Annotated in this window: 12 protein-coding genes; 4 read left to right on the top strand and 8 right to left on the bottom strand. The window is 62.9% G+C overall.

The genetic code is table 11. The annotated features are described in order from the left end of the window. Positions 1-59: 59 nt before the first annotated feature. The gene (locus E8M83_RS22250; protein WP_170976887.1) at positions 60-605 is read right to left on the bottom strand and encodes an SRPBCC family protein; all 546 of its coding nucleotides are present in this window, start codon (positions 603-605) and stop codon (positions 60-62) included. A 228-nt stretch (positions 606-833) separates the two neighbouring features. Here E8M83_RS22250 and E8M83_RS22245 point away from each other — a divergent pair, with 228 nt between their 5' ends. The 3 genes from E8M83_RS22245 (at position 834) to E8M83_RS22235 (ending at position 4,162) form a co-directional block, all read left to right on the top strand. Further along, positions 834-1,235 carry a GFA family protein gene (locus E8M83_RS22245; RefSeq protein WP_137175525.1) on the top strand — a complete coding sequence of 134 codons (402 nt, stop codon included), beginning with the start codon at positions 834-836 and terminating at the stop codon, positions 1,233-1,235. Positions 1,236-1,321: 86 nt separating this feature from the next. Then, positions 1,322-1,753, top strand: coding sequence for a hypothetical protein (locus tag E8M83_RS22240; protein WP_137175524.1), 432 nt, complete (start codon positions 1,322-1,324; stop codon positions 1,751-1,753). An 81-nt stretch (positions 1,754-1,834) separates the two neighbouring features. Beyond that, complete coding sequence (locus E8M83_RS22235) at positions 1,835-4,162, top strand: UvrD-helicase domain-containing protein (RefSeq protein WP_137175523.1); 2,328 nt, start codon at positions 1,835-1,837, stop codon at positions 4,160-4,162. Positions 4,163-4,201: 39 nt separating this feature from the next. On the opposite strand, the gene E8M83_RS22230 is transcribed toward E8M83_RS22235, so the two are convergent. From E8M83_RS22230 to E8M83_RS22220, 3 genes are read right to left on the bottom strand one after another with little or no spacing between them, the layout of a single operon-like run. Then, positions 4,202-4,981: a BPSS1780 family membrane protein gene (locus E8M83_RS22230; protein ID WP_137175522.1), complete on the bottom strand. Its 780-nt coding sequence runs from the start codon at positions 4,979-4,981 to the stop codon at positions 4,202-4,204. After that, positions 4,982-5,938 carry a homoserine kinase gene (locus E8M83_RS22225; protein WP_137175521.1) on the bottom strand — a complete coding sequence of 319 codons (957 nt, stop codon included), beginning with the start codon at positions 5,936-5,938 and terminating at the stop codon, positions 4,982-4,984. It lies immediately after the preceding gene. Between the two features lie 60 nt (positions 5,939-5,998). After that, on the bottom strand, positions 5,999-6,502 hold the full coding sequence (locus tag E8M83_RS22220) for a hypothetical protein (protein WP_137175549.1): 504 nt from the start codon (positions 6,500-6,502) through the stop codon (positions 5,999-6,001). 190 nt (positions 6,503-6,692) lie between these two features. Between E8M83_RS22220 and polA the strand changes: the two genes are divergently transcribed. Continuing rightward, positions 6,693-9,464 carry a DNA polymerase I gene (gene polA / locus E8M83_RS22215; RefSeq protein ID WP_137175520.1) on the top strand — a complete coding sequence of 924 codons (2,772 nt, stop codon included), beginning with the start codon at positions 6,693-6,695 and terminating at the stop codon, positions 9,462-9,464. Positions 9,465-9,503: 39 nt separating this feature from the next. Here the strand turns inward: polA and E8M83_RS22210 are convergent, their stop codons facing one another. The 4 genes from E8M83_RS22210 to E8M83_RS22195 all read right to left on the bottom strand — a co-directional run bounded on the left by E8M83_RS22210 (position 9,504) and on the right by E8M83_RS22195 (position 11,566). Beyond that, entirely contained in the window at positions 9,504-9,737 is a 234-nt protein-coding gene (locus tag E8M83_RS22210; RefSeq protein ID WP_137175519.1) for a hypothetical protein, read from the bottom strand. After that, entirely contained in the window at positions 9,698-9,988 is a 291-nt protein-coding gene (locus E8M83_RS22205; protein WP_229491762.1) for a HipA N-terminal domain-containing protein, read from the bottom strand. Before E8M83_RS22205 ends, E8M83_RS22210 begins: the two co-directional genes overlap by 40 nt. A gap of 2 nt (positions 9,989-9,990) precedes the next feature. Continuing rightward, positions 9,991-10,362 carry a helix-turn-helix domain-containing protein gene (locus E8M83_RS22200; protein WP_137175518.1) on the bottom strand — a complete coding sequence of 124 codons (372 nt, stop codon included), beginning with the start codon at positions 10,360-10,362 and terminating at the stop codon, positions 9,991-9,993. 196 nt (positions 10,363-10,558) lie between these two features. Next, positions 10,559-11,566 (bottom strand): serine hydrolase, encoded by a 1,008-nt coding sequence (locus E8M83_RS22195; protein ID WP_137175517.1) that lies wholly within the window; start codon positions 11,564-11,566, stop codon positions 10,559-10,561. Between the last annotated feature and the right edge of the window lie 33 nt (positions 11,567-11,599).

The raw sequence follows: 11,599 nt of genomic DNA, 5'->3' as shown, positions 1-11,599 counted from the left end.
GATGGCGTGCCGTCGGGTTGGCGGCATGGCCGCCAACCCGACGTTGGATCAGATGTCAATCAATGCTGGTCGATCTTCCCGCGCCAGCCACCGGTCTCGCTGCCGCGCTTCTCGAGCAGCTCCTTGAAGTTGGCCAGGTTCGAGCGCGCTTCCATGCGCACGGCGCCCAGGGCGTCGCCCAGGGTTTCGAGCGCGCCTTCGGGCTCGTAGTCCATCTGCAGCGCGATGCGGGTGACGGTGTCCGAGATCTTGTGGAAGGTGACCACGCCGCCGTTCTTGACGCCGGTGACGCTGCGCCAGGCGATGCGGTTGTCGGGGATCTGCTCGGTGATCTCGGCATCCCATTCCTTGTCTTCGCCGGCCACATTGGCCTTCCAGTGCAGGTGCTTGTCGTCCAGCTGGCGAATTTCTTTCACGCTCTTCATGAATTGCGGGAAGTCTTCGAACTGGGTGAACTGGTTGTAGGCGGTGCGTACAGGCACATTGACTTCGATCGTTTCGACGATCGACGAGCTGGCGCCAAAGCCACGGTTTTTCTTGAGTTTCTTCGACAGCAGCACGCCGCCGGCGGCCAGTGCGGCTACGGTAATTACACGACTCAACATAGTGTTCTCCTTGGTGGATGGGCCGCGATCACGTCCGATCATGCGAACACGACGGCCCATGGAATGCACATACGACGGGGTTCGCGACCTTGTCGCGAATCTGTCATTAAAATAAGCGAAAAGACAAGGAAGGGGCGCGCGGCTGGGAAACTCCGGTTATGAGAAGTTGCGCGATGTTAATGCTATTTCTTGAGTGAAATCGAAGACGATGCGATGGAGGAGAGTCAGATGAGCTTGCAAGGCGGATGCTTCTGCGGAGCGGTGCGCTACGAGGCGCACGGCCAGCCATTCAACAGCACGCTGTGCCACTGCACCGATTGCCGCAAGGTTTCCGGCGCGCCGGCCTTTGCCTGGTTCAGCGTCACCACGACCAGCCTGCATTGGACTGCCAGCGCGCCGCAACGGTTCCGCTCCAGCGAGCATGCCGTGCGCAGTTTTTGTCCGGACTGCGGCACGACACTCACCTGGCATGACGAGCGCTGGCCCGACGAGGTCGACCTCGCCACCGCCAGCCTGGATGACCCTGAGCAGGTGCCGCCGGCCGATCATACCTTCGTGCGCAGCCGGCTGGGCTGGCTGAAGCTGCAAGACGGCTTGCCGCAATACCAGAAGACGCGCGCGGAAGGTTGACAGTCCAATTTCATGCGAACCGCATTGCCATCCGTGCAGCAAGATGCGAGGATGGGATCATCCTACGTTTCCAGAGAGATACAGCCATGAGCGCAACATCCTCCAGCCGCATGCGCCGTCGACTTTGCCTGGCCCTGCCGGTCGCCGTTCTCGCAGGGACCGTCGGCTCCGCCGCGCAAGCCCGGCCATGGCCTCCGGCCGGCATAGGGCACACGAACCACCACACAGGATTCGAGGTGGCGCTCAAGCTCGACATGTTCGGCGAGGTCAGCAAGCCGGTCGTGGTGGCGCAGAATGCCGAGCGCATCAAGCTGAGCGGCATGCATGGCGGCACGCCGTGGAACCTGGAGTTCACGATCGTGCGCGTGGACTATCACGGCAACCTGCGTGTGCTGACCAGGTTGACCAGCGGCGACGAGCTGCTGGCGGCGCCGATACGCACTGCCGTGGTCGGCCAGCGGGTCGTGGTGCGCGCCGATGACGACGTCAATGTCGCCATGTTGATCAGGCCGGTTTAAGGCAATCACACGGCGAGCGCGCCGGCGCCAATGCGACGAAACTGGATGGGCATACAGTAATCACGGCGGTATAATGGCCGGATGCAGACCCTCCTTCACAACCTCAATCCCGAACAACTTGCCGCGGTTACACTGCCTTCGCAGAGCGCGCTGATCCTTGCCGGCGCGGGCTCCGGCAAGACGCGCGTGCTGACCACGCGCATCGCCTGGCTGATCCAGACCAACCAGGTGTCGCCGGCCGGCATCATGGCGGTGACGTTCACGAACAAGGCGGCGAAGGAGATGCTCACGCGCTTGTCGGCCATGCTGCCGATTAATACGCGCGGCATGTGGATCGGCACCTTCCACGGCCTGTGCAATCGCCTGCTGCGCACGCACTACCGCGACGCCGCGCTGCCGCAGACCTTCCAGATCCTCGACTCGCAAGACCAGCTGTCGCTCATCAAGCGCATGCTCAAGGCGCACAATGTCGACGACGAGAAGTACCCGGCCAAGAACCTGATGTACTTCATCAACAACGCCAAGGACCAGGGCTTGCGCGCGTCGCAGGTCGAGGCCTACGACCCGATCGAGCGCCGCATGGTCGAGCTGTACGAGCTCTACGACCAGCAGTGCCAGCGCGAAGGCGTGGTCGACTTCGCCGAGCTGCTGCTGCGTTCTTATGAACTGCTGGCGCGCAACAGTCCGCTGCGTCATCACTACCAGATGCGTTTCCGCCACATCCTGGTCGACGAGTTCCAGGATACCAATGACCTGCAATACAACCTGCTGAAGTTGCTGGCGGGGCAGGGCGAGACCGGCGGCGGCGCCATCTTCGCCGTGGGCGACGACGACCAGAGCATCTATGCCTTCCGCGGCGCCAACGTCGGCAATATGTCGGCCTTCGAGCGCGACTACCAGGTCAAGAACCTGATCAAGCTGGAGCAGAACTACCGCTCGCACGGCCACATCCTCGACAGCGCCAACTACCTGATCGCCAATAACACCAAGCGTCTGGGCAAGAACCTGCGCACGGATGCGGGCCAGGGCGAGCCGGTGCGGGTCTATGAGGCCTCGTCCGACCTCGAAGAAGCGCAATGGATCATCGAAGAAGCCAAAAGCCTCATGAACGAGGGCATGGGGCGCAACGAGATCGCGATCCTTTACCGCAGCAATGCCCAGAGCCGCGTGATCGAGCATGCGCTGTTCGCGGCCGGTATCCCGTACACCGTGTACGGCGGCCTGCGCTACTTCCAGCGCGCCGAGGTCAAGCACGCCATCGCCTACCTGCAGCTGATGGACAATCCGCACAACGATTCGGCCTTCCTGCGGGTGGTGAACTTCCCCACCCGCGGCATCGGCGCGCGCTCGATCGAGCAGCTGCAGATGGCGGCCGACAGCCATGGCATTTCGTTGTACGCCGCCGTGCCTTACATGACCGGCAAGGCCGGCACGGTGCTGGGCGGTTTCGTCAAGCTGATCGAAGGCGCGCGTTTCGAGACCCAGCAACTGCCGCTGCCCGAGCTGGTGCGCGTGGTGCTCGAGCGCAGTACCTTGCTCACGCACTATGGCAACGAGAAAGAAGGCGCCGACCGCATCGAAAACCTGGAGCAGATGGTCAACGCCGCGACCCAGTTCGTGCAAGAAGAAGGTTTCGGCGTCGGGGCGCCGGCCCATCTCGGCCCGCCGTCGCAGGCCCAGTCCGGCGAGGCGGTGGTCTACCAGGATGGCATCGAGATCCTCGACGGCGGCGCGCCGCTGCCGACCGTGATGTCGCCCTTGTCGGCTTTCCTGTCGCATGCCTCGCTCGAGGCGGGCGACGCCCAGGCCCAGGCCGGGCAAGAGGCGCTGCAACTGATGACGGTGCACTCGGCCAAGGGCCTGGAATTCGACGCGGTCTTCATCACCGGGCTGGAAGAAGGCCTGTTCCCGCACGAGAGCAGCGCGCGCGAGGCCGAGGGCGTGGATGAAGAACGGCGCCTGATGTATGTGGCGATCACGCGCGCGCGCCGCCGTCTGTACATGAGCTTTACCCAGCAGCGCATGCTGCACGGCCAGACCCGCTTCAACATGAAATCCCGCTTCTTCGACGAACTGCCAGAAGAAGCGCTCAAGTGGCTGTCGCCGCGTGTGCAGACCGCCTGGTTCGGTGGCCGCAAGCAGACGACGGCCTGGGACGACGCCAAGTTCCGCGACGGTGGCAGCGACAACAAGATCGCGCAGCAGATCACGCAGAAGTCCAAGTCGGATAACGGCCGCGGCAGCGGCTGGCGCGTGGGTGAGTCGGTGTCCCACGCCAAGTTCGGCGAAGGCGTGATCGTCAATATCGAAGGCGGCGCCGGCGCGGCGCGGGCGCAGATCAATTTCGGTTCGGCCGGGATGAAGGTGCTCGACCTGTCGGTTGCCAAGCTGGAGAAGCTCGGCCGCTGATGTGCATGGGTGGATGGCGTTGCCATCCACCCGCCGCCGTCATTTCTCGAGGCTGACCTTGTCGGCCGGCGCGGATTCCGGCTTGCCGAAAATCTCGCGGTAGCCCGCATACATCGCGCACTGCAGCAGCAGGATGAACAGGAAGATCACCCACATGATCACCACCCGCGCGAGATTGTTCCCGCCCAGTAGCATGGCGATCACCATGCACACCGCGAAGAAGATCGCGAACCAGGCCAGCAGCAGCACCAGGAACACGCCCGCGCTGCGCTTGACGGCAAAGAAGCTGTAGAACACCGCCTTGAACGGCGGCATCTTTTGCCAATAGGTGAGCGGGGCCGCGAAGCACAGCGAAATGAGCGCCGCCACGTCGAGCGCGAAGATCAGGAACATCGCCAGCACGTCCGATCCGGCCAGCACCGCCGGGGTGCCGGTCGTGCCCTGGGCCCGCACCTGCTCCCAGAAGCCGGGATCGACGGCAAAGCGGGTGATCAGCGCCAGCACCAGCGACACGCCCAGGTAGACCACGCCGACCTTGCACAGCTCGCGCAGCACGGGCTTGCGGAATCCCGTCAGCAGCACGGCGGGCGAGACGCGCTGGCCGCTCTCGATCAGCGAGCAGGCCATCATGAAGGCCATCGAGAACGAGGGAATCAGGACCACCGCCACCATCGGCCCCAAGAGCGGCACGGCGCTGATCAGGATGCTGACGAGGATATTGGCGAACAGCAGCGTGGTCAGGGCCGCGGGTTGTTGACGGAACAGGCTGGCGCCGCGTTTGAGCCAGATCCAGCCGGTAATAGCAGGCAAATTGTTCATTTAGGGCAAATTCGGCGCCGGGCAAGCGATGCGCTCGCGCAGGATGCGTTCGAAATGGGTTGGATCGTGCGGCGTCAACAGCTCGGCCGCACGGGGAAGATGCAGATCATACAGGCGCGACAGCCAGAAGCGAAGCGCTCCCGCGCGCAGCATCGGCTGCCAGGCGGCCCGTTCGTCGTCGGTGAACGGCCGTACCACATGATAGGCGTCCAGCAGCGCGCGCACGCGCGCTGCGTCAAGGACACCGGTGCCGAGGTCGACGCACCAGTCGTTGACGGTCACGGCGACGTCGTACAGCCAGGTGTCGACGCCGGCAAAATAAAAGTCGAAGCAGCCGCTCAGGCGCTCGCCCTCGAACATCACGTTATTGCGGAACAGGTCGGCATGCACGGGGCCGCGCGCCAGCTTCGCATAGGTCGCGCCGGCGGCGAACTCGGCCTGGTAGCTCACTTCGCTGCGCAGGAGCACGGCTTCGGGCTCGGTCAGGAACGGCAATACAGCGGGGGCGGTATCAACCCACCAGTCCAGGCCGCGCAGATTGGGTTGGTGCAAGGTGAAATCCCGGGCCGCCAGGTGCATGCGCGCCAGCATGCGGCCGACCTCGGCGCAATGCACCGGTTGCGGATCGAGCTGGGAGCTGCCTTGCAGGCGGCTGACGACGATTGCCGGCTTGCCGTGCAGTAGTACCACCAGTTCGCCGTCCGCATTCGGGACCGGCGCCGGCACCGGAATGCCGCGCTCGGCCAGGTGGGCCATCAGCTTGACGTAGAAGGGGAGCTGGTCGAAGCGCAGGTTCTCGAAGATCGTCAGCACATATTGGCCACGCTCTGTACTCAAGAAAAAATTGCTGTTATCGATGCCGGAGGAAATGCCTTCGAGCCCGACGGCCTGGCCGAGCGGGTACTGCTTGATCCACTGGTGAAGGTCATCCAGCGAGACCGCGGTAAATACTGCCATGTGCTAGCAAAAGAGTAGGTGAGAGCCCATTGCCGCGACGGTGCGCCGCGGCTGGCGGGATCATTGTTTGGTGGTCGGCTCCAGCGCGGGCGGCGGCGGCACGTCGGCGCGGGCGGGAACGCCCGGGCGCGCGGGCGCCGGCGCGACCGGCTGCTCGGCTGTGTCCTGCTTCTTGGGATTGCCAAAGTCGAATTCCATCACCGTCCATTGTGGGGCACGGATATTGTTGCTGGTGGCATCGCCGGGTTGGGCATTGCCAGGTGCAACGTTAGGCTTCATGGTGTAGCGGCTCGGGCCGCTTTCTACCTCGACCTGGGTGACCGTGCCGTCGTTGCTGCGGCGCTCGGTGATCTTGGTGCGCTCGCGCGGTGGGATCGTGGTGGCCGGCACGTCGCTGCCCGGCTCGATGCGTTCGAGCTGGGGCGGCGCATCGCTGGGGCGCTGCTGGTTCTGCGGCGGCGTCGGCGTCGGTTGCGTCGGAGGCAGCGTCGCCTGCTGGGCCGCGGCCGAGCCGGCGAGCAGGCAGAGCGTCAGGAGGGCAAAGCGGGGAGTCGAGCGCAGCATGATGGTCACCTAATGTCGTTTAGTCCATTGTAGCAAACGGCGTCGCTTCCCTGTGAAAAGTGTGCCAAAACCCTAAGTTTGCGGCAGGAAAGGGTTCCAAGGCTCAGGCGCGGCCGCCGATGCGGATTCTGCGATAATGGGGATTATCTTGGCGTCATCAATAGCGCCGCCTGAATCCTAAATACACCCCATGGACAATACCCTCCTGCTCGTCGACGGTTCCAGTTATCTCTATCGCGCCTACCACGCGCTGCCCGACCTGCGCAGCCCGGACGGCTTCCCGACCGGCGCCATGCATGGCATGGTCAATATGCTGCGCCGCCTGCGTGCCGATTTCCCGGCGGCCTATATTGCCTGCGTCTTTGATGCCAAGGGCAAGACTTTCCGTGACGACCTGTACCCGGAATACAAGGCGACGCGCGCCTCGATGCCGGAAGACCTGGGCAGGCAGATCGAACCGATCCATGAAGTGGTGCGCCATATGGGCTGGCCGATCCTGATGGTCGATGGTGTCGAAGCCGATGACGTGATCGGCACCCTGGCGGTGCAGGCGACGGCGCGCGGCATGAACACCGTGGTCTCGACCGGCGACAAAGACCTGGCGCAATTGGTCAACGACAAGGTCATGCTGATCAATACCATGACCAACGAGCGCATGGACGAGGCCGGCGTGCTGGCCAAATTCGGCGTGGCGCCGAACCGCATCATCGATTACCTGACCCTGGTCGGCGACACCGTCGACAATGTGCCGGGCGTGGCCAAGTGCGGCCCCAAGACGGCCGTCAAGTGGCTGACCCTGCACGGTTCGCTGGATGGCGTGATGCAGAATGCGTCCAGCATCGGCGGCGCCGTCGGCGCCAACCTGCAGGCGGCGCTGGAGTGGCTGCCGAAGGGCCGTGAGCTGATCACGGTCAAGACCGATTGCGACCTGGTCAAGCACGTGATCTCGTTCGAGGAAACGCTGGTCGGCCGTCCGGAAGACGCCGAGGCGCTGCGCGATTTCTTTGCGCGCTACGGCTTCAAGACCATGCTGCGCGACCTGGGCGGCGCCAAGCCGGGCGACGGCAGCGTGCGTCCGGCCGCCGGCAGCGCGCCGGGCGGCGGACCGCTCAATTCGCCGGAAGGCGCGGCCACGCTGGCCGGCATGCCGGTCATCAAGGGCGAGTACGAAACGATCCTCACCGACGAGCAGCTCGACAAATGGCTGGCGCTGGTGGATGCCGCCGAACTGACCTCGGTCGACACCGAAACCACCTCGCTCGACCCAATGATGGCCGAAATGGTCGGCATCTCGCTGTCGGTCGAGGTAGGCAAGGGCGCCTATATCCCGGTGGCGCACCGCTATGCCGGCGCGCCGGACCAGCTGTCGCGCGAGCACGTGCTCGAAAAAATGCGCGGCTGGCTGGAGAACCCGGCCAAGCCGAAAGTGGGCCAGAACCTCAAATACGATATGCACATCTTCGCCAACCATGGCGTGGTTTTGCGCGGCATCGTGCACGACACGCTGCTGCAATCGTATGTGTTCGAGTCGCACAAGCCGCACGATATGGACACGATGGCGATGCGCCATCTCGGCTACACCACGATTCCGTATGTCGACGTGTGCGGCAAGGGCGCCAAGCAGATCTGCTTCGACCAGGTCGAGCTGGGACGCGCCACCGAGTACGCGGGCGAGGATTCGGACATCACCCTGCGCCTGCACAAGAGCATGCTGCCGGAAGTCGAGAAGGATGCCGGCTTGACGCGCATCTACCGCGAGATCGAAATGCCGACGATGGAAGTGCTGCACAAGATCGAGCGCAACGGCGTGCTGATCGACAGCGCGCTGCTCGACGTGCAATCGGGCGAGCTGGGCAAGCGCATGATGGAGCTGGAACAGCAGGCCTATGAGGCGGCCGGCGGCCCGTTCAACCTGGGTTCGCCGAAACAGATCGGCGAGATCTTCTTCGGCAAGCTCGGCCTGCCGGTGATCAAGAAAACCGCGACCGGCGCGCCGTCGACCGACGAAGAAGTGCTGCAGAAGCTGGCCGAGGATTACCCGCTGCCGAAGATCCTGCTCGAGCACCGCGGCATGTCCAAGCTCAAGTCGACCTACACCGACAAGCTGCCGAAGATGGTCAACCCGAACACGGGCCGCGTGCACACGAACTACGCGCAGGCAGTGGCCATCACCGGCCGCCTGTCGTCGAACGAGCCGAACCTGCAGAACATCCCGGTGCGTAACGCCGAAGGCCGCCGCATCCGCGAAGCCTTCATTGCCGCGCCGGGCCACGTGATTGTCTCGGCCGACTATTCGCAGATCGAGCTGCGCATCATGGCACACATCTCGGGCGACGCGGCGATGCTCAAGGCTTTTGCCGACGGCGAGGACATCCACCGCGCCACCGCCGCCGAGATCTTCGGCATTGCACCGGACGAGGTGCAGAGCGAACAGCGCCGCTACGCCAAGGTCATCAACTTCGGCCTGATCTACGGCATGAGCGCTTTTGGTTTGGCCGGCAACCTGGGCATCGAGCGCGCCGCGGCCGCCAACTATATCGAGCGCTATTTCGCGCGCTTCTCGGGCGTCAAGCAGTATATGGACAATACACGCCTGGAAGCGAAGGCGCGCGGCTATGTCGAGACCGTGTTCGGCCGCCGCCTGTGGCTGCCCGAGATCAACTCGCCGAACGGCCCGCGCCGCGCCGGCGCCGAACGCGCGGCGATCAATGCGCCGATGCAGGGCACGGCGGCCGATTTGATCAAGCTGGCGATGATCGCGGTGCAAGGGTGGCTGGAAGCCGACAAGCTGGGCACCCGCATGATCATGCAGGTGCACGACGAACTGGTGCTGGAGGTGCCCGAAGGCGAGCTGGAACTGGTGCGGGTCAAGCTGCCTGAATTGATGGCGGGCGTGGCCAAGCTCGATGTGCCGCTGTTGGCGGAGACGGGTGTTGGCAAGAACTGGGAAGAGGCGCACTGAGAATCAGTCGTTCATAGGGCTGGCTCTCAATGCGCTGGCCTACTTCAGAAGCGTGGCGGCGATGTCCATTTGTGCGTTTTCAAATGCAGGTTCGACATCGTCGAGGTCGCGCTTCGACATGCCGACTGCTGGCGATTGGGCAATCCGGGTCCAATTCCTGAGCGCATGGTAAACCTGGCCGAGCACGCGCCGGACGGTCACGTCGTCAAGGCGAAAATAGGGCGCCACGGCGACTACTTCTTCGATGGACGTGCGATCACTCGGCAACCCCATCCGTCCGGCTCGGTGTCCGCGAACGCGAAATGGAATACGAAATCATCTTTTGATGGCGCGGTGCGGAACTGGTTGCCTTCGACGAGGGCAAGGTCGGGCGAAATGGTGAATCTTGCGCGACTGGACAGCCAGCTCGTGTCATATGCGAACGAAGAATGTTCTCGTCTTCCTTCTTTCGTGTAGGAGAGTTCGCCGAGTACATGCGCTGCCTCGCCTAAGGCAACATCCACTTTCCGCTGCGTCGGCGCCATTCTTATAAGGCCCCCATATCTTTCTTGCCACTTTTACGTCTGACACGCTTGGGCAACTGTTCGTTCATCAGTGTCAGTCCGATGTCATCGGATGCGGTGTCTAGCAGGCTGGAAATCTTGTTCAGGTCGCCTAGGACAAAAAATGCTTGTGCAATTGTTCCGATTGATATGCGTGCATCACCCTTTTCCAGCCTTCGCAAGGTGGCAACAGATATCTGGATGCGTTCTGCCATGGACTCCTGGGTCAGTTGTCGTCGGCGGCGTGCCAGAGCCAGATCATGTCCCAGTTTTTGCAGGGCGCGCTCGACGGGTAGCGGTAAGACACTGTTTTTAGCGCTCACATATGAGCGCTTATGATCGTTTAATGTGGTCATGTGAGCGATTATTCCAGGACATCTCTTCTTTGCTCAATTATTAGGCGATAAGCCTGGCTGGTCAAGGATTTTTGAGATTAGCGATCACATGTAAGCGCTATGATGCTTTAGAAGCTCGCATGTAAGCGTATTGAGAATGCTGAAAGAGGTATTGGGTGCATGCATCGCGTCGGTGGAATCCGCCGGCGCGATGTTGTCAATCGAGCGCAGCGTGCACGATGCACTCGATGCTGGACTGCGCCGCCCCGCAATTGGCCAACTGGATAACCGACATGCGGCGCGCGGGAATCCTCAGAATCAGCGTGTCGAACCCCCACAAGCCGCCGCTGTGGAACACAACGTCATGTCCTGAGCGCTGGATCACTTCCAGCCCGAAGCGGTAGCTGGGCACCGATCCATCCAGCAGCGGCGATGGCTGCAGCATCGCGTGCAGCAGGCTCGATGGATCGAACCACTGTCGATGCCACTCCCTCTCCCAGCGCAGCAAGTCGCGTAGGCTGGCATACACGCCGCCATCGCCGACGGTGTTGGCATTGCCCAGGTGCTGCTTGTAGCCAAAGGGACGCGCAGCATCGGCCTCATAGCTGAACACCCGGTGCTCGATGACGCTGAAGCGGTCCTCGTCGAAGGAAATGCCTTGCATGCCGAGCGGATCGAACAGCTTCTCTCTTGCGTAGCGGCCGAGCGACATGCCGCCCAGGCGTTCGACCAGGGCGGCGAGCAGGATGTAGTTGCTGTTGCTGTAGCGATGCCCGGTCGAGGTCGGGCAAACGACGGTGTCGAGGCGGCCGATCAGTTCCAGGATCATCCGGTTGTTGAAATAGTCGGCCTCGTGGCGCGACAGCTGGCATTCGAGGAACTGGAAATAGTCCGGGATGCCGCTGCTGTGATTGAGCAGGCTGCGTAGCGGAAAAGGCTGCTCGAATTTCGCCAGCTCCGGCAGGTGAGCGCAGACGTCGTCATCGAGCCCGATGACGCCTGCGCGCACCAGCGACATCACGCAGGCGGCGGTGAATTGCTTGGACTCCGAGGCCAGGTAATAGGCCGAGTCGGCCGAGAGGGGAACTTTCAGTTCGAGCGACGCCATGCCATGGTGAAGCTCGAAGACGGTCTCGCCGTCGCACAGGATGGCGGCGCTGAAGCCCGGGCCATCCGGCGGCAAGGTCGATTGCAGTTGCGTGAAGTGGTCTGCCAGCCGTTGCACGAAAATCCCTATATTGTCCGCTTTGGGCTGACA

Source organism: Massilia sp. HP4, from assembly GCF_005222695.1.
Lineage (GTDB): Bacteria > Pseudomonadota > Gammaproteobacteria > Burkholderiales > Burkholderiaceae_D > Telluria.
This window is presented reverse-complemented; position numbering and strand designations above follow the sequence as displayed.